Raw genomic sequence first — 17,872 nt, forward strand, 5'->3', positions numbered from 1 at the left:
GCGGCCCTCGCGCGTCTCGCGCGTCATTCGGGTTCGAGCAGGCTCATCTCGTAAACCACCGACTCGCCGTCCAGCAGGGTCACCGAGTCGACGTCGTCGGCGCGCAGGCCCCGCCAGTTCTCGCCCAGCCAGCTCTCCGCGTCCGCCTGGGTGGAGAACGTCTCCTCCGACATGCCGACCATGCGCCCATCGGCCTTCTCCAGCCGCCAGCTCCACGCCATCGTGTCCGTCCTCCCTCGTCGCGGTGAGACTAGCCGTTCCGGCGCGCGCTTCCCGTCAGGACGCGGCCTCGATGGCGCGGCGCAGCGCGTCCGGGCTGCCGGTGTCCGACGTGTCGAGCGTGCGGCCGTTCACCCGCACGCTGGGCGTGCTTTGCACCCCGGACGATATGTAGCCCTGGCTGACGGTCTTCACGCTCTCGGCGTAACGCTGCTTCTGGACGCACGAGGTGAACCCCTCGCCGGTCAGCCCGAGCGGGGTGGCGTAGGAGATCAGCTCCGACGTCGCGTAGCCCTGGGTGGACAGGCTCGCGGGCTGGTGGGAGTAGAGGGCGTCCTGGTAGGACAGCCAGCGCGCGCCGTCGCCGACGCAGCGCAGCGCCGCCGCGGCCCGGAGCGCGTTGCCGTGCGCCGGCTGGTAGCTCGCGCCGAAGATCACCATGGGGTGGAACACGACCTTGGCGCGTCCGGAGACGGCCAGCTCCTTGAGCATCGGGTCGTGCATGCGGTCGAACGTGCCGCAGTGCGGGCAGGCGAAGTCCTCGTAGACGTCGACGAGGGGGGCCGTGACGCCGGGACGGGCCATCGCCAGGCTGCCGTCGGCGAGCGGCGTGGCCTCCGCGCCACCGGCGATCTGCCCGACCTTCAGCTGGACGTCGCCGCCTCCTCCGCCACCGCCGCCGCCGCCGTCGTCACCCCGGACGACGAGCAAGACCACCGCGACCAGGGCCAGAACCACGACGAGACCACCGCCGACCAGGACGAACGCCAGGCCGCCACCGCCCTTGCGCCCGGGAGGCGGCGGTCCGAACGGGCCGGGCTGCCCGGGCGGACCGGGCTGCCAGCCGGGACCGCCCGGGGGCGGGCCGCCCGGCGGGACGGGCGGCGGGCCGTAGGGCGGCTGCGCACCGGGCGGCGGCTGCGCACCCTGGCCCGGCCACGGCGCGTTCGGGGGGTAGCCCACCTGGACCTCCTGACAGGACGTCGTGATCCTTCTCCGTGAGCGTAACCGTAGAGTTCCGAACAAGATGGACATCGGACTTCGCGGCATCGCCGCTCCGGGCGGCTGGCCCGTACCCGACTGCCGGTGCGCGTCCTGCGGCCGGCTGCGCGCCGCCGGGATCCGGCATGAGCCCGTCAGCGCCGTCATCGACGGGGTGCCGCTGGAGGACTGTGCCCGGACGGACGTCCCCGGCGGTTTCGACGTGCACGGCCCTCGCGGCGGGCGGGCGCTGGTGGCGTCCGGTCCGGGGGCGAGGCCGGAGCCGGTGGACGGGGTGGTGTACGACGCCGTCCTGCTGGATCTGGCCGGTTCCCCTGAGCATCTGGGCTACCTGCGTCATCTCCGTGCGGTGTCGGACGACACGGAGGTCGTGGCGATCCACGTCGACCACCGTCTTCCGTCGCCGGGCGAGCTGGAGCGCCGCATGGCGTTCTGGAACCGGCCCCAGCACGGGCCGCACCGGACGCTGCTGCTCGGTGGGGCGCGGTCGGGCAAGTCGGCTGAGGCGGAGCTGCGCCTGGCCGCGTGCCCGGACGTTCTCTACGTCGCGACCGGGCCGGTGCGTGACGACGACCCCGAATGGGCGGAGCGCATCGGTGCCCATCGGCTTCGGCGTCCGGCATGGTGGCGCACCGTCGAGACGGCCGATCTCGTGGGCGTCCTGAAGCAGGAGGCAGGAGCGGTTCTCGTGGACGGCATCGGCACGTGGCTCACCACGGTGATGGACGAAGCCGGCGCATGGGACGCCCCCTCCCGCGCACAGCCGCACCTGGACGACCTCGTCTCGGCGTGGCGCGGCACGGAGGCGCGGGTGGTCGCAGTGAGCGACGAGGTCGGCCTGGCGCTCGTCCCCACGACCGCGTCCGGGCGGGCGTTCCGCGACGTGCTGGGCGCCCTGAACCAGCGGCTCGCGGCCGAGTCGGAGGAGGCGGCGCTGGTCGTCGCCGGCCGCGTGCTGGAGCTCGGATGATCGCCGGGCTGCGGCTGGCGGTCACGCTGCTCACCGTCGTCCCGGTGGGGTCGGAGCGGGTGGACCGGGGCACGGCGCGGGCGGCGATGCTGCTGGCGCCCTCCACCGGGCTGATCGTGGGCGGCGCGGCGGCGCTCGTCCTGCTGGCGGGCGATCTGCTCGGCCTGGGCGGCCTGGTCGCGGCGGGGCTCGCCGTCGCCGCCATGGCGGCGATCACCCGGGCGCTGCACCTGGACGGTCTCGCGGACCTCGCGGACGGCCTGGGCAGCGGCCGTCCCGCCGCCGAGGCCCTGGCGATCATGAAGCGGTCCGATATCGGGCCGTTCGGCGTCGTCGCGCTGCTGCTGACCCTGCTGATCCAGGTCTCCGCGCTGGCCACGGCCCCGGACCCGGCCGTCGCGGTGCTCGTCGCGGCGGTCGCGGGCCGTCTCGCCCTCCCCTGGGCCTGCCGCACCGGCGTCCCGTCCGCGCGCCCGGACGGCCTCGGCGCGCTGGTCGCGGACACCGTCCCGATCCGGGCGGCGCTGGTGGTCACGGGCGCCGTCGTGGTGGCGGCGGCAGCGGCCGGGGCGGGCGCCGGCGGCCTCGGCGGCGCGCTGCACGCGGCGGCGGCCGTGATCGCCGCGCTGGCCGCCGCGCTCCTGCTGCTCCGGCACGCCGTGCGCAGGCTGGGCGGCGTGACCGGCGACGTGTTCGGCGCGCTCGTCGAGACCGCCACGACGGCCGCGCTGATCGCCCTTACCGCGCTGTGGTGAGGCCGCGGCGGGCGTAGGCGCGGACGTCGGCGTCCGGGTCGTCCTGCGCCCGGCTCAGCGCGTTCCGCACCTCTGGGACGTCGTGGAAGGCGGCCAGCGAGATCACGGCGGCCTTGCGGACGTCGAGGTGCGGGTCGTCCAGGGCCTTGGCGAGCGGGCCGGGCGCGACGTCCGCGGACGCGGCGGCCAGGCCCCGCGCGGCACCCGTCCGGACCTGCCAGGCCGGGTCGTGCAGGGCGCCCACGGCGGCGAGGTCGAGCGGGTGCGGGCAGCCGATGCCCGCCAGCGCCTCGAACGCCGCCGCCCTGACCAGGTCGTCGCCATCCTCGATGAGGGCGCCGAGCGTTCCGGCCGCCGCCGGGTCGCCGATCGTGCCGAGGCCGTGCGCCACCGCGACCCTGACCTCGCGGGACGCGTCGTCCACGGCGCGGGCGACGTCGCCGGCGGCGTCGTGGGCCACCAGTCCCCGGACGGCCTGGAGCCGGACGCGGTGGTCGGCGTCGCCGAGCGCGTCCCCGAACACGGCCGGGGAGCCGAGGCGGAGGGCGCGCAGCACGTCCAGGACGGCGGCGCGGACGAGCGCGTCCTCGCCGCGGAGGGCGGGCGCGAGGTCGTCGCGGACGGCGGGCGTCGCGGGCAGCACCTCGACCAGTTCGCGGAGCGCGGTCGCGGCGGCGCGCCGGACCGACCCGTGCGCGTCGGCGAGCGCGGTCGCCAGCGCGCCCGCGGCACCGTCCGGCGCGACCTCGGTGAGCGTCGCGACGGCCGCGCGCCGCACCTTCGGGTCGGGGTCTGCGAGGTAGGGGACGATGGCGTCCACGGACGGGCCCGTCTCGGCGAGCTCCTGGAGTTCGAGCAGGCCCGGCGAGCGCCCGATCGCCCGCGCCGGACGGGCCGGACGCGCCGCCCTGGCGGGGGCCGCTGGCGCGGTGAACGAGACGGCGGGCGGCGGGGTGAGCACGACCGGCTCGGCGCCGGGCTCCGGGACGGTGAACTCCTCGACCGGCACCAGGTACGGCGCGACCGGCCGCTTCACGAACTCCATCGCGCCGTCGTCCCGGCGGCGCAGGTTGAGGTGGTACATCCATGCCGCGTCGTCGCGTTCGGGCAGGTCGGCGCGGTCGTGGTAGAGGCCCCAGCGGCTCTCGGTGCGGGTCAGGGACGAGCGGGCGGCCATCTCGGCGCAGTCGCGGATGAACGTCACCTCCACGCAGCGCATCAGCTCGTGCGGGGTCCGCGCGCCCATGCCCGCGATCTCCCCCTCCATGCGGGCGAACGTCTCGACGGCGATGTCGAGCTTCGCGCGCGACTTGGGCGGCGCGACGTAGTCGTTGACGAACCGGCGGAGCTTGTACTCGACCTGCGGCTGCGGCGGCCCTCCCGGGTTGCGCAGCGGCCGGTAGACCAGCTCGTGCGCCGCCCGGATCTGGTCCTCCGGCAGCGCCGCCGCCTCGCCCAGGTGCGCGGACGCGTGCGCGCCCGCCAGGTCCCCGAAGACGAACGCGCCGATCATGTAGTTGTGCGGGACGCAGGCCAGGTCGCCCGCCGCGTACAGGCCGGGCACGGTGGTGCGGGCGTGCTCGTCCACCCACACGCCGGACGCGGAGTGCCCGCCGCACAGCCCGATCTCGGAGATGTGCATCTCCACGTCGTGGGTGCGGTAGTCGTGGCCGCGTCCCGCGTGGAAGGTGCCGCGCGTCGGACGCTCGGTGGTGTGCAGGATGCCTTCGAGCGCGGTCAGCGTCTCGTCCGGCAGGTGGGTGAGCTTCAGGTAGATGGGGCCGCGCGCGGAGTCGATCTCCCGTTTGACCTCCGCCATCATCTGGCCCGACCAGTAGTCGCAGTCGACGAACCGCGTCCCGGCCGCGTTGACCTGGTAGCCGCCGAAGGGGTTGGCGACGTAGGCGCACGCGGGCCCATTGTAGTCCTTGATGAGCGGGTTGATCTGGAAGCATTCGATGCCGCTGAGCTCGGCGCCCGCGTGGTAGGCCATGGCGTGGCCGTCGCCCGCGTTGGTGGGGTTCTCGTACGTCCCGTACAGGTAGCCGGACGCGGGCAGCCCCAGACGGCCGGACGCGCCCGTCGCCAGGATGACCGCTCCGGCGGAGACGGTGACGAATTCACCGCTGCGGGTGTCGAACCCCACGGCCCCTACGGCGCGTCCACCCGACGTCAACACGCGCACGGGCATGACGCGGTTCTCTATCCGCACCTTCTCCCGGATGGAACGCTGCCTCAGCACCCGGTAGAGCACTTTCTTGACGTCCTTGCCCTCCGGCATGGGCAGGACGTACGAACCCGACCGGTGAACCCTGCGGACCGCGTACTCGCCGTGCTCGTCCTTCTCGAACTTCACGCCGTACCGTTCGAGCCGCTTCACCATCGCGAACCCGCGCGTGGCCGTCTGGTGGACGGTCCGCTGGTTCACGATGCCGTCGTTGGCGCGGGTGATCTCGGCGACGTAGTCCTCGGGCGTGGCCTTGCCGGGGATGACGGCGTTGTTGACGCCGTCCATGCCCATGGCGAGCGCGCCCGAGTGCCGGACGTGCGCCTTCTCCAGCAGCAGCACGGACGCCCCGTGCTCGGCTGCGGTGATGGCGGCCATCGTCCCGGCGGTGCCGCCCCCGATCACCAGGACGTCGCAGCTCAGCTCGCGGCGATCCGCGACAGCCGGGATCTCCATCAGACGGCCTCCTTCAGCTGGTCCCGCGCGCCGAGCGCGGCGAGGACGTCGTCGCGGGTCGCGGGGACGGCGAACTCGGCGGCGACACCGTCCGCCCCGAGGACGACGACGCGGCGGCCGAGCAGCAGCGCCTCGTCCACGTCGTGGGTGACGAACACGACCGTCGCGGGCGCGTCGGCCAGGACGTCCAGGAGGAGCCGCTGCATGGACGCGCGCGTCTGCGCGTCCAGGGCGCCGAACGGCTCGTCCATGAGGATCGCGCGGGGCCCCGCGGCGAGCGTCCGGGCGAGCTGGACGCGCTGCCGCATCCCGCCCGACAGCTCGCGCGGGAGCCGCCCGGCGTCGTCGCCGAGCCCCACCCGGCCGAGCCAGCGGTCCGCCGCCGCGCGGCGCTCCCGGCGCGGGACGCCCCGCAGCGCCAGGGCCAGCTCGACGTTGCGGCGGGCGGTCCGCCACGGCAGGAGCGCGTCGTCCTGGAACATCAGCGCCCGGTCGGCGGACGCGCCGGTGACCGGCTCGCCGTCCGCGAGGACGCGTCCCGACGCGGCCGGGAGCAGCCCGGCGAACGCGCGCAGCAGCGTCGACTTCCCGCATCCGGACGGCCCGACGACGACGAGGATCTCCCCCGCCGCCACATCGAGGTCGAGCCCGCGGACCACGGCCCGCCCGCCGTACCCGAGCGTCACCCGCTCGGCCCGCAACGAGAGCCCCGGCCCTGCTTCTCGCGGGGGGCCGACCCCCCGCACCCCCCGGTGCGCTTCGCTACTCATGCCTGTCCCTCCCTCGGCAGCCACCGGGTGAGGCGGCGTCCGGCCAGCTCCACCGACGCGGAGGTGAGCCAGCCGAGCAGCCCGATGGTGGCCATCCCGACGAGCACGCCGGGGTAGTCGACGATCGTGTACGCCTGCCAGGTCCGGTAGCCGACGCCGAAGTCGCCGGAGATCATCTCGGCGGAGATGACGCAGATCCACGCCACGCCCATCCCGATGGACAGACCCCCGAACACGCCAGGCAGCACCCCCGGCAGGACGACCCGGACCAGGACCCGCCACCGCCCGCCGCCCAGCGTGCGCACCGCGTCCTCCCAGACGACCGGGAGCGCCTTCACCGCGTGCCGGGTGCTGACCAGGACGGGGAAGAACGCCGCCGCGAACGTGATGAACACGATGCCCTGCTCGTTCGCCGGGAACAGCAGGATCGCGACGGGGACCAGCGCGATCGCGGGGATCGGCCGGGCCACCTCGAACAGCGGCTGCAGCAGGTCCCCCGCCCACCGGGAGCGGGCGGTGGCGACGCCGAGCGCGACGCCGAGGACGGCGGCGAGCGCGAACCCGGTCAGGATCCGGACGAGGCTCTGCGCGACGTCCTGCCAGTACCGCCCCTGCTCGATCTGGCGGCCGAACTCCGCGACGACCTCTACCGGGCCGGGGAACCGGTCGAACCGGACCCAGAGCCGCAGGTCGGCGGCCGTCACCAGATGCCACACCGCCACGGCGGCCAGCAGCGACGCCACCCGGACGGGCCAGCGGTGCAGACGGTTCATGCGCGCCGCACCGCCTCGCCGTACGGGACGACCTTCGCACCGGAGTGCGCGGAGACGTACTTCTGCGCGCCCTCCGGAGTGGCGAACGGCTTGAACCTCTCCGCTGCCTTCGCGGACGGGTCCTCGACCCAGATGTCCTTGTCGGCGAACCAGCGGGTCCCGGCGGCGGTGTCCGGGATGTACACGGCCCTGATCTGCTTGCCCTCGCCCTGGAGCGCGCGCACGTTCTTCAGAAGGCAGACGGGGTCGGCGACAGGGCGCGTCTTGGGCTCGCCCTTGACCCACACCTCGCCCGCGGTTTTGGGATCGTCCACCGGCTTCTTGCAGACCGCATCGTTCCCGGTGATGGCCGCAGGGTTCGTCGTAGAAGCGGCCTGCTGCTCGTAGGATGCGCCGACCGCCTTCCTTATGTAGGCGTCGTTGACGAACGGATCCACCTTCAGCGGCGTCTGGATGACGCCGATGGACTTGAGGAACGGCACGTCCTGGACGAACGCGTCCCGCAGCCCCTTCTTGATGGTCGGGTCGAACGTGGCGACGCCGCCCGCGCCGTTGTAGAGGTACACGGTCTCCACGGGCAGGCCCGTCGTCGCCGCCACCGATTGCGCGGCCTCCAGCGGATGGGCGTGCAGGTAGTTGGTCGCGTCGATCTGCGCACGAAGGAACGCCTGGAGGATCTCGGTCTTCTCCTCGGCGTACTGCTTCCTGACGACGACGCCGTGGAAGGTCGGCACGTTCAGCTGACCGCCGTCGTACAGCAGCTTCGCCTGCCCCTTGTGCACCAGCAGTCCGGGCCAGGCGACGAACTGCGCGAAGGCCGCGGCGGCGCCGGACTGGAGCGAGGACGCGCCCACGGTCGGCTGCTGGTTCTCGACCTTCACGTCCTTCGCCGGGTCGAGCCCGTACCTGCGGGCCGCCTGGACGAACGTCCCGTGCCCGGCGGAACCGACGCTCGCCGACACGGTCTTCCCCTTCAGATCGCGCAGCGTCTTCGCCTTCGAGCCGGGCGCGACGACCACGCTGTTCAGGGATCCGCGCAGGTTGTAGCCGGTCACCGACACCCACTGCGTCTCGGCGTCGCCGCCCTGCGCCTGCGCCCGCGAGCCGTTGATCAGCAGCGGGTAGTCGCCCATCGAGCCGATGTCGATCTTCCCGGCGAGCATCTGCGCGGTGATCGGCGCGCCGGTGTCGTAGTCGCGCCAGACGACGGAGTGCTTCCCGTCCAGCTCCTTCAGGCGCTTCTCGAAGAAGCCGAGCGAGCGCAGGAGCGTCCCGGCGGTGACGGTGTTGATGGTCTTCGACTGGTAGCCCACGACGATCTGGCCGGACCCACCGCCCGAGGACGCGTTCCCGGCGACGGTGCAGCCCGCGAGCAACGGTGTCACGAGACCGAAAGCAAGAATCCTTCTCATGGGGGGACGTCCTTCAGCGCAGGAGGTACGGCATGTTGACGGTCACGGCTCCGGTGGGACAGCGGTCGGCGCAGGGGCCGCAGTACCAGCACTCGTCGACGTGCATGTAGGCCTTGCCGGTCTCGGGGTGGACGGCGAGCGCGTCCAGCGGGCAGACGTCGATGCACAGCGTGCAGCCGTCGATGCAGAGGGCCTCGTCCACCGTCACAGGGACGTCGGCGCGGTGTTCCACCAGGGACATGGCTTCTCCTGTCAGGGATGGGTACGGCGCTCAGGGGTCGATACGGCGATCAGGGTCGGTTCGGCGCTCAGGGGTCGGTTCGGCGCAGGGTGCCGCTCATCGCGATGCGGTCGCCGCGGAACCGGATGAACTCCAGGTCGACGGGGCGGCCGTCGGCAAGGTGGGTGAGGCGTTCGAGCATCAGCAGGGCGGCGCCGCGCGGGGCGTCCAGGGTCGCCGCCGAGTGCGGGTCGGCGTTGACGGCCTCGAGGGTGACCTCGGCGAGCCCGAGCGGCTGCCCGGCGATCCGTTCGAGCAGGACCAAGATGTCGTTGCGGGCGAGGTCCTCGGCGAGCAGCGGCTCCCCGAGGTCGCGGGCGATGTAGGTGAGGTCGAGGGAGAGCGGCAGCCCGTTCAGCCGCCGGAGCCGCTCGATGTAGACGACGGGCTCCCCCGGCGGCCGCCGCAGCCGGGCCGAGACCTCGCGGGACGGCGTGATCAGCCCGGTGGTGCGGACCTCGTTGACGACCTCGCCGTGCTCGCGCAGCGTCTCCGCGAGCCCGAGGAGCCGTTCCAGCCCGTGCGGGTACTTCTCGGCGACGGCGAGGGTGCCGACGCCGGGGCAGCGCTCGACGAGGCCCTCGGCGCGCAGCAGGTCCAGCGCCTCCCGGACGGTGTTGCGGGACGCGCCGAACTCCCGGACGAGCTCGGCCTCGGCGGGCAGGGCCGCGCCGCTGCGGAACTCGCCGTACAGCACCTGGCGGCGCAGCACGTCGGCCACCTGCCGGGCGCGGTCGGCCCGCAGCCGCCGGGCGTCGGCGAGCATGAGACCTCCGGCCGTGAAGTCGTTCCTGGTCACGGCCATAACCTACTAAATCAATCGGAATAGGTGAATAGAGATCGGGCTCCGCCACCTGCGACTTCGCGGGCACCCCGGCTGACCTGCGCCGCCCCGTCCGCCCCGCGGCGTTCCGCCACCCCGCCGCGCGCCGCGCGAGCGCGGCCCGGCCGCTTTGTCACTCCTTGCCGACACCGGCCCCAGCGTGGGCAATGCTTGATCCAAAAGGGCGAAACCGGTCACCGGTGGGACTAACATCGTGCTACGTGACGAGCATCAGCCTTGACGGCACAGACCTGGCAAGTATCGACGTCGACGCGATCGTGATCGGCGTCGCACCGGCCGGGACGGGTGCCGCCCCGGCCGCCGGCTCCGAAAGCCTCGACCGCGCGCTGGACGGCAGGCTCGCCGAGGCGCTCGCCGCGCTGGGCGCCACCGGCAAGGCCGGTGAGATCACGAAGCTTCCCGCGCTCGGCGCCGTCGCCGCCAAGCTCATCGTCGCCACCGGGCTGGGCGAGACGCCCTCCGCCGAAGACGTCCGCCGCGCCGCGGGCGCCGCCGTCCGCGCCCTCGCCGGGCACACGAAGGTCGCCGTCGCGCTCCCGGCCGCGTCCGCCGACGACGTCGAGGCCGTGGCGCTCGGCGCGCTGCTCGGGGCCTACTCCTTCGACTCCTACCGCACCGGCGACGACCACAAGAGCCCGGTCGAGGAGATCCGCCTGCTGGCTCCGGCGTCCGAAGAGGCCGCCGTCGAGCGCGCCCGGGTCCTCGCCGCGTCCGTCACGCTCGTCCGCGACCTGGTCAACACCCCGCCGTCCCACCTGTGCCCCGAAGACCTGGCCGGCGAGGCCGAGCGGATCGCCGGGGAGACCGGCCTCGGCATCGAGGTGCTGGACGAGAAGGCGCTCGTCGAGGGCGGCTACGGCGGCATCGCGGGCGTCGGGCAGGGCTCGGTCAACCCGCCGCGGCTCGTCCGCCTGGCCTACAGCCACCCGGAGGCGGCCAAGACGCTCGTCCTGGTCGGCAAGGGCATCACGTTCGACTCCGGCGGCCTGTCCCTCAAGCCGTCCGAGGCCATGGACTGGATGAAGTCCGACATGGGCGGCGCGGGCGCCGTGCTCGGCGCGCTCGCCGCGATCGCCAAGTTCAAGCCCAAGGTCAACGTCGTCGGCTACCTGGCCATCGCGGAGAACATGCCGAGCGGCACCGCGCAGCGCCCCTCCGACGTGCTGCGCATCTACGGCGGCAAGACCGTCGAGGTCCTCAACACCGACGCGGAGGGCCGGCTCGTCATGGCCGACGCCCTCGTCCGCGCCGGCGAGGACTCCCCCGACCTCCTCATCGACGTCGCGACGCTGACCGGCGCGCAGCTCGTCGCGCTCGGCACCCGCACTACCGGGGTCATGGCCAACGACGACGACGTCCGCGAGAAGGTGGTCGCGGCGGCGGGGCGCGCCGGGGAGACGGTCTGGGGCATGCCGCTGCCGGCGGAGCTGCGCAAGGGCCTCGACTCCGCGGTCGCCGACATCGCCAACATCAGCGGCGACCGGTGGGGCGGGATGCTCACCGCCGGAACATTCCTCAAGGAGTTCGTGCCGGACGGCGTCAAGTGGGCCCACCTCGACATCGCGGGCCCGGCCTTCAACAAGGGCGAGCCCTACGGCTACACCCCGAAGGGCGGCACCGGCGCCGCCGCCCGCACGCTGGTCCGCATTGCCGAAGACCTGGCGGCCGGAGTTCTGTAGGGTCCCGGGGAGCGGGGCGCGGGAATTCTGCGGGGGACCCGCCCGCTGGCCACGGTGGAGAACAGAATAGATTCCTTGTGGCGGCGGGGGCCCGCGAGCGGCGCGCCCGCCCCGGACTACGACCACCTGAAGTGGCGCCCGGTCCACGCGGCGTCACGACCCCGGGGAAAGGGAGCGTCAAGTGGCTGACAACGGCCCCTTCGACATCGTCGTCCTAGGTGCCGGCAGCGGCGGTTACGCGTGCGCGCTGCGCGCCGCCGAGCTCGGCAAGTCCGTCGCGCTGATCGAGCGGGACGAGTCCCTCGGCGGGACGTGCCTCAACCGCGGCTGCATCCCCACCAAGGCGCTGCTGCACGCGGCCGAGGTGGCGGACCAGTCCCGCGAAGCCGCCAAGTTCGGCGTGAAGGCCACCTTCGAGGGCATCGACATCGAGGGCGTGCACGCCTACAAGGACAAGGTCGTCACGACGACCGTGAAGGGCCTCACCGGGCTGATCAAGGCCAAGGGCATCGAGATCGTGCACGGCACCGGGCGGCTCACCGGCCCGACCACGATCGAGGTCGAGACCGCCGCCGGCGAGACCCGCACCATCGAGGGCCGGCACCTGGTGCTCGGCACCGGCTCGCAGCCGAAGTCGCTGCCCGGCCTCGACATCGACGGCGAGCGCGTCATCTCCAGCGACCACGCGCTGCGGCTCGACCGCGTGCCCGGGTCCGTCGTCATCCTCGGCGGCGGCGTGATCGGCGTCGAGTTCGCCAGCGTCTGGCGCTCGTTCGGCGCGGAGGTCACCATCGTCGAGGCCCTGCCGCACCTGCTGCCGCTGGAGGAGGAGTCCAGCTCCAAGCGGCTGGAGCGTGCGTTCCGCAAGCGCGGCATCAAGTTCGAGCTCGGCACCCGCTTCGAGACCGCCAAGCCGACGCAGGGCGGCATCTCCGTCACCCTCGAAGGCGGCAAGACGATCGACGCGGAGCTGCTGCTGGTCGCGGTCGGGCGCGGCCCCGTCTCCGACGGCATCGGGCTGGCCGAGGCCGGCGTCGAGACCGAGCGCGGGTTCGTCAAGGTCGACGAGTACTGCCGGACGAACGTCCCCACGATCTCCGCGGTCGGCGACCTGATCCCGACGCCGCAGCTCGCCCATGTCGGCTTCGCCGAGGGAATCCTCGTCGCCGAGCGGGTCGCCGGGCTGAACCCGGCGTCGATCGACTACGACGGCGTTCCCCGCATCACCTACTCCGACCCGGAGGTGGCCTCGGTCGGCATCACCTCGGCCGTGGCCCGAGAGCGCGGGTACGAGATCAAGGAGGTCACCTACGACCTGGCCGGCAACCCCAAGAGCAAGATCCTGGGGACGCAGGGCGAGGTCAAGGTGATCGCGGCCGTGGACGGTCCCGTCCTCGGCCTGCACATGGTCGGGGCGCGCGTGGGCGAGCTCATCGCGGAGGGGCAGCTCATCTACAACTGGGAGGCGCTCCCGGGCGAGGTGGCCCAGCTGATCCATCCGCACCCGACCCAGTCCGAGGCGGTCGGCGAGGCGCATCTCGCCCTCGCCGGTAAACCACTGCACGTACACGGCTGAACGCCGCAACGAGTATTCCGAAGGAGCAGCTGAGACATGCCGGTCTCCGTCACCATGCCCCAGCTCGGCGAGAGCGTCACCGAGGGCACCGTCACCCGCTGGCTCAAGAAGGAGGGCGAGCGCGTCGAGACCGACGAGCCGCTCCTGGAGGTGTCGACCGACAAGGTCGACACGGAGATCCCCTCCCCCGCCTCGGGCATCCTGACCAGCATCACCGTCGCCGAGGACGAGACCGTCGAGGTCGGCGCGGAACTGGCCGTCATCGGCGATGAGGGCGAGGCGCCGTCCGGCGGCGGCGCCCCGGCCGCGGAGACGCGGGAGGCGTCCGAGGCCCCCGCCGAGCAGGCCCCGGCTCCGCAGGCCGAGGCGCCGCAGACGCCTCCGCCGCCCGCCGCGTGGCCGCCGCCCGCGCAGGAGCAGCCGCCGGCCCCGCCGTCCCCGGCGCCCGCCCCGCAGGCCCCGCAGCAGGCTCCGCAGCCGTCCGCGCCCGAGCCCGCTCCCGCGGCGCAGCAGCCGGCGCCCGCGCAGCCCGCGGCGCCGTCCGGCGAGGCCCCGTACGTGACGCCGCTGGTGCGCAAGCTCGCCGCCGAGCACAACGTGGACCTGTCCACGGTCAAGGGCACCGGCGTCGGCGGGCGCATCCGCAAGCAGGACGTCCTGGAGGCCGCGCGCACCGCCCAGCAGGCCGCGCAGCAGCAGGCCGCGCAGGCCCCGGCCGCCGCCCCCGCTCCGGCCGCGGCCCCTGCCGCGGCGCCGCGGGCATCGGCCGGCAGGCATGCCGCCCCGGCGCCCGCGGGCGCTCCCGCCGAGCAGCTCGCGCTGCGCGGCCGGACCGAGAAGATGTCCCGGATGCGGCAGACGATCGCCCGCCGCATGGTGGAGTCGCTGCAGGTGTCCGCGCAGCTCACCACCGTCGTCGAGGTGGACATCACCAAGATCGCGCGGCTGCGGGAGCAGGCCAGGGCCGACTTCCAGTCCCGCGAGGGCGTCAAGCTGTCGTTCCTGCCGTTCTTCGCGCTGGCGACGGTCGAGGCGCTCAAGGCGCACCCGAAGCTGAACGCGGTCATCAACGGCGAGACCAACGAGGTCACCTACCACGAGGTGGAGAACCTCTCCATCGCGGTGGACGTCCCCGAGCGCGGCCTGATGGTCCCGGTCGTGCACAACGCGGGCCAGCTCAACCTGGGCGGCCTCGCGCAGCGGATCGCCGACCTCGCCGAGCGCACCCGCACCAACAAGGTGAGCCCGGACGAGCTGGCCGGCGGCACGTTCACGCTGACCAACACCGGCAGCCGCGGCGCGCTGTTCGACACCCCGATCCTGAACCAGCCGCAGGTCGGCATGCTCGGGACGGGCGCGGTCGTGAAGCGTCCCGCCGTCATCGACGACCCGGACCTCGGCGAGGTCATCGCGGTGCGGTCGATGGTGTACCTGGCGCTGACCTACGACCACCGCCTGATCGACGGCGCGGACGCCGCCCGCTTCCTCGCCACGATCAAGCACCGCCTGGAGGAGGGCAACTTCGAGTCCGAGCTCGGGCTCTGACCCCTCCACCCGATCACCCGGGGACCCCGCCGCGGCGGGGTCCCCGTTTTTTGTTCGACGTTTTTTGGTTCGACGACTTTTCGAGTTCGGCCTGCACTGGCCCAGGGACGAAGGCCGCTGATCGGAAAACGCACCCCAGAGCGTGAGAATCTCAGCATATGGTGGCGGGCTTCGGCCTAGGGTGGTGCCATGAGGGTCACCATCACGGGCTCGTCGGGCCTGATCGGCTCGGCGCTGGTGCGGTCGCTGCGGGGGGACGGCCACGAGGTCACCAGGCTGATCAGGCGGGAACCGGCCCGGGGCGACGAGGCGCGATGGTCCCCCGCCGACGGCTGCGTCGAGGCGGGGTCGCTGGAGGGCGCGGACGCGGTCGTCCACCTGGCCGGGGCCGGCATCGGCGACCGGCCCTGGACGAAGGCGTACAAGCGCAAGATCAGGGACAGCCGCCTGCACGGCACCCGGACGATCGCGGAGGCCATCGCCGCCGCCGACCGGAGGCCGCCCGTGCTGGTCTGCGGGTCCGCGATCGGCTACTACGGCGACACCGGCGGCCAGGAGGCCGACGAGAAGAGCCCGGCGGGGAGCGGGTTCCTGGCCGCGCTCGTCCGCGACTGGGAGGCCGCCGCCGCGCCCGCCGAGGAGGCCGGCGTCCGCGTCGTCCACCCGCGGAGCGGGATCGTCCTGGCCCGCGAGGGCGGCATGCTGGGCGCCACGCTCCCGCTGTTCAGGCTCGGGCTCGGCGGCAGGCTCGGCGACGGCGGCCAGTGGACGAGCTGGATCTCCATCCGCGACCACGTCGCCGCGCTGCGCTTCCTCATCGACCACGAGATCGCCGGGCCGGTGAACCTGACCGCGCCGAACCCGGTGACCAACGACGCCTACACGCGGGCGCTCGGCCGCGCGCTGCACCGGCCGACGCGGCTGACCGTCCCGAAGGTCGCGCTGCGGGCGGCGCTGCGCGGCTTCGCCGACGAGGGGCCGCTGATCAGCCAGCGGGTCCTGCCGCGGCGGCTGCGGGAGGCCGGGTTCCGCTTCGCGCACGAGGACGTCGACGCGGCTCTACGGGACCTCCTGTGACCTCCAAGAAACGTCAAAGTCGGAGCCGTTTCCGCCGGGTGCTCATACGGTGACGTAGTCAAACCGTGACATTGAGCAAGCATGGTCCCTGAGGAGGGTGAATTGAGCACCGACGGACAGCCGCACATCCTCGCGATCGGCGGGGGCAGCTTCGTCCCGGACGGGCGGCACGGCCTCGAACCGAGCCCGCTGCTGCGCTACGCGTTCGACCTGACGGGGCAGGACCGTCCGAGGATCTGCTTCCTGACCACCGCGCTCGGCGACGGCGCCGAGTACACCTCCCGCTTCTACGCCGCGTTCTCCGCGATGGACGCCGAGGTCAGCCATCTGTCGCTGTTCCCGATGCCGAACGTCCCCGATATCCGGTCGCACCTGCTGAACCAGGACCTGGTGTACGTGGCGGGCGGCAGCGTCGCGAACCTGCTGGCCCTGTGGCGGCTGCACGGGCTGGACGACGTCCTGCGGGAGGCGTGGCACGAGGGCGTGGTGCTGTCCGGGCAGAGCGCGGGCGCGCTGTGCTGGCACGTCGGCGGCACCACCGACTCGTTCGGCCCGCAGCTGCGGCCGCTGACCGACGGGCTCGGGCTCCTGCCGTACTCGTGCGGCGTGCACTACGACAGCGAGCCGCAGCGCCGGCCGCTGCTGCAGCAGCTCGTCGGCGAGGGGACGCTGCCCGGCGGGTACGCGGCCGACGAGGGCGTGGCGCTGCATTACGTCGGCACCGAGTTCGTCCAGGCCGTCTCCTACCTGAAGGACGCGGGCGCCTACCGCGTCGAGCCGGACGGCCCCGGCACGGCGAAGGAGTTCCGCCTGGAACCCCGCCTACTCGCCTCCCTGTAGAACCCGACCGTTTCCTGGGGCTTTAAGCTGGCTCGTGTGAGCGATGTGGACGTACGCGAGCTGGTGGTGGTGCACGCGGGGTTCGGCAGGGCGGCCGTCCCCTACGTCGAGGGCTGGGATCTGCAGAGACGCACCCACGCCCTGCGCGTGGACGACGCGATCCCCGACACCGTCCTGCTGCTGGAGCACGAGCCGGTCTACACGGCGGGCAAGCGCACCGGCAAGCTCGACCGGCCGGCCGGCGACCCGGGCGCGCCGGTCGTGGACGTGGACCGCGGCGGCAAGATCACCTGGCATGGCCCCGGGCAGCTCACCGGCTACCCGATCATCAAGCTGCCCGACCCGGTCGACGTCGTCGGCTACGTGCGGCTGCTGGAGCAGATGATGATGGACGTCTGCGCCGACCTGGGCCTGGAGACCGTCACCGTGGAGGGCCGCAGCGGGCTGTGGGTCCCCGGCACCCCCGACCGCAAGATCGGCTCCATCGGGGTCCGGGTGTCGCGGGAGGTCGCGATGCACGGGTTCATGCTGAACTGCGACAACGACATGGGGTGGTTCGACCGGATCGTCCCGTGCGGGATCCGGGACGCGGGCTCCACGAACCTCAGCCGGGAGCTCGGCCGGGACGTCACGGTCGCCGAGATCGTCCCGCTGGTGGAACGGCACCTGGCCGCCGCGCTCGGCGCGGCGGGCACGCTGCACCGCACGGCGGCGCAGCTCGAAGCCCTGGCGGGGCGTCAGGAACCGGCCATCACCTTGTAGACGGCCTGGCCCTCGGTGGCGGCGGCCGTGAAGAACTCCCCGAGCCCCTTGTAGGCGGGTTTGAGGAACTTGTCGCGGACGGCGGCGTCGAGCCGGTTCGCGTCCTGGACGCCGGCCTTGCCCATCGCCGCCGGGTCGAACCGCCCGGCGAGCTCGGCGAACGGCGTCCCGGTGAGGTGGTCGGCGGCGGGCTTCACCCGCTCCGGCGCGAGGTAGATCACGTCCATGCCCAGCTCGTCGGCGCCGTCCTCGGTGAGCAGCCGCCCGCCGCACACGACGTCGGCCTCGGGCTGGCGCCCGTCCCACGCGTCGCCGGTGCAGAGGTAGTGCATCGCCTGCCACGTCCAGCCGAGCTCGAACATGACGGACGCGCCGCGCCGGCGCCATTGCGCGTCGCCGAAGACATGGCGGGCGATCCGGCCCGGATCCTGCTCACCTTCCAGCACCGGCGGCACCCTGAGGTACGACATTGCCAGACCCACGGTGGTCCTCCTGCTGACGCTTTTGCGTGACGACAGGGAGTCACCTTAGAGAGATCCACTGTTGGGCATGGGGGAAACACACTGAATCGGCGGATGGGACGGGCCACTGTCATCCGTTCGATATCGCTCCGAGATGCCTTTGAGCCCCACCCGGTCGGAAACCGCCCGGACGGCGCCGTTGCCCGCAGGATGGCGACCTTGGT

17 protein-coding genes are annotated in these 17,872 nt (G+C 73.2%); 8 read left to right on the top strand and 9 right to left on the bottom strand.

Features of this window, described 5'->3' with window-relative positions:
- Positions 1-23 precede the first annotated feature (23 nt).
- Together ACH34S_RS14965 and ACH34S_RS14970 are read right to left on the bottom strand one after the other, a co-directional pair.
- On the bottom strand, positions 24-221 hold the full coding sequence (locus ACH34S_RS14965; RefSeq protein WP_132173792.1) for a hypothetical protein: 198 nt from the start codon (positions 219-221) through the stop codon (positions 24-26).
- Between the two features lie 55 nt (positions 222-276).
- Entirely contained in the window at positions 277-1,182 is a 906-nt protein-coding gene (locus ACH34S_RS14970; RefSeq protein WP_395953186.1) for a DsbA family protein, read from the bottom strand.
- A gap of 64 nt (positions 1,183-1,246) precedes the next feature.
- On the opposite strand from ACH34S_RS14970, the gene ACH34S_RS14975 reads away from it, so the two are divergent.
- The gene (locus tag ACH34S_RS14975; protein ID WP_395953187.1) at positions 1,247-2,191 is read left to right on the top strand and encodes a bifunctional adenosylcobinamide kinase/adenosylcobinamide-phosphate guanylyltransferase; all 945 of its coding nucleotides are present in this window, start codon (positions 1,247-1,249) and stop codon (positions 2,189-2,191) included.
- Positions 2,188-2,946, top strand: coding sequence for an adenosylcobinamide-GDP ribazoletransferase (locus tag ACH34S_RS14980; RefSeq protein WP_395953188.1), 759 nt, complete (start codon positions 2,188-2,190; stop codon positions 2,944-2,946). Before ACH34S_RS14975 ends, ACH34S_RS14980 begins: the two co-directional genes overlap by 4 nt.
- On the opposite strand, the gene ACH34S_RS14985 is transcribed toward ACH34S_RS14980, so the two are convergent.
- From ACH34S_RS14985 to ACH34S_RS15010, 6 genes are all read right to left on the bottom strand, one after another.
- Positions 2,930-5,629 (bottom strand): fumarate reductase/succinate dehydrogenase flavoprotein subunit, encoded by a 2,700-nt coding sequence (locus ACH34S_RS14985; RefSeq protein WP_395953189.1) that lies wholly within the window; start codon positions 5,627-5,629, stop codon positions 2,930-2,932. The genes ACH34S_RS14980 and ACH34S_RS14985 overlap by 17 nt on opposite strands.
- Positions 5,629-6,399: an ABC transporter ATP-binding protein gene (locus ACH34S_RS14990; protein WP_395953190.1), complete on the bottom strand. Its 771-nt coding sequence runs from the start codon at positions 6,397-6,399 to the stop codon at positions 5,629-5,631. The genes ACH34S_RS14985 and ACH34S_RS14990 overlap by 1 nt, the downstream gene beginning before the upstream one ends.
- The gene (locus tag ACH34S_RS14995) at positions 6,396-7,172 is read right to left on the bottom strand and encodes an ABC transporter permease (RefSeq protein ID WP_395953191.1); all 777 of its coding nucleotides are present in this window, start codon (positions 7,170-7,172) and stop codon (positions 6,396-6,398) included. Before ACH34S_RS14995 ends, ACH34S_RS14990 begins: the two co-directional genes overlap by 4 nt.
- Positions 7,169-8,557 carry an ABC transporter substrate-binding protein gene (locus ACH34S_RS15000; protein ID WP_395953192.1) on the bottom strand — a complete coding sequence of 463 codons (1,389 nt, stop codon included), beginning with the start codon at positions 8,555-8,557 and terminating at the stop codon, positions 7,169-7,171. Before ACH34S_RS15000 ends, ACH34S_RS14995 begins: the two co-directional genes overlap by 4 nt.
- Positions 8,558-8,597: 40 nt before the next feature.
- Complete coding sequence (locus ACH34S_RS15005; protein WP_067884863.1) at positions 8,598-8,825, bottom strand: ferredoxin family protein; 228 nt, start codon at positions 8,823-8,825, stop codon at positions 8,598-8,600.
- 67 nt (positions 8,826-8,892) lie between these two features.
- Positions 8,893-9,663: a GntR family transcriptional regulator gene (locus tag ACH34S_RS15010; protein WP_395953193.1), complete on the bottom strand. Its 771-nt coding sequence runs from the start codon at positions 9,661-9,663 to the stop codon at positions 8,893-8,895.
- A gap of 191 nt (positions 9,664-9,854) precedes the next feature.
- Between ACH34S_RS15010 and ACH34S_RS15015 the strand changes: the two genes are divergently transcribed.
- The 6 genes from ACH34S_RS15015 to lipB all read left to right on the top strand — a co-directional run bounded on the left by ACH34S_RS15015 (position 9,855) and on the right by lipB (position 17,187).
- A complete protein-coding gene (locus tag ACH34S_RS15015; protein WP_395953194.1) occupies positions 9,855-11,387 on the top strand; it encodes a leucyl aminopeptidase in 1,533 nt (510 codons plus the stop codon).
- 181 nt (positions 11,388-11,568) lie between these two features.
- The gene (lpdA, locus tag ACH34S_RS15020) at positions 11,569-12,963 is read left to right on the top strand and encodes a dihydrolipoyl dehydrogenase (RefSeq protein ID WP_395953195.1); all 1,395 of its coding nucleotides are present in this window, start codon (positions 11,569-11,571) and stop codon (positions 12,961-12,963) included.
- A 36-nt stretch (positions 12,964-12,999) separates the two neighbouring features.
- A complete protein-coding gene (gene sucB / locus ACH34S_RS15025; protein WP_395953196.1) occupies positions 13,000-14,508 on the top strand; it encodes a 2-oxoglutarate dehydrogenase, E2 component, dihydrolipoamide succinyltransferase in 1,509 nt (502 codons plus the stop codon).
- A 189-nt stretch (positions 14,509-14,697) separates the two neighbouring features.
- Positions 14,698-15,585: a TIGR01777 family oxidoreductase gene (locus tag ACH34S_RS15030; protein ID WP_395953197.1), complete on the top strand. Its 888-nt coding sequence runs from the start codon at positions 14,698-14,700 to the stop codon at positions 15,583-15,585.
- A 102-nt stretch (positions 15,586-15,687) separates the two neighbouring features.
- A complete protein-coding gene (locus ACH34S_RS15035; RefSeq protein WP_395953198.1) occupies positions 15,688-16,425 on the top strand; it encodes a Type 1 glutamine amidotransferase-like domain-containing protein in 738 nt (245 codons plus the stop codon).
- Positions 16,426-16,461: 36 nt separating this feature from the next.
- Positions 16,462-17,187, top strand: a complete 726-nt coding sequence (lipB, locus tag ACH34S_RS15040) for a lipoyl(octanoyl) transferase LipB (protein ID WP_395953199.1) — start codon at positions 16,462-16,464, stop codon at positions 17,185-17,187.
- Here the strand turns inward: lipB and ACH34S_RS15045 are convergent.
- The gene (locus ACH34S_RS15045) at positions 17,163-17,669 is read right to left on the bottom strand and encodes a YfbM family protein (RefSeq protein WP_395953200.1); all 507 of its coding nucleotides are present in this window, start codon (positions 17,667-17,669) and stop codon (positions 17,163-17,165) included. The genes lipB and ACH34S_RS15045 overlap by 25 nt on opposite strands.
- Positions 17,670-17,872: the final 203 nt, after the last annotated feature.

The sequence above is a fragment of the Actinomadura sp. 3N508 genome (assembly GCF_044326375.1).
In the GTDB taxonomy this organism is placed as follows: domain Bacteria; phylum Actinomycetota; class Actinomycetes; order Streptosporangiales; family Streptosporangiaceae; genus Spirillospora.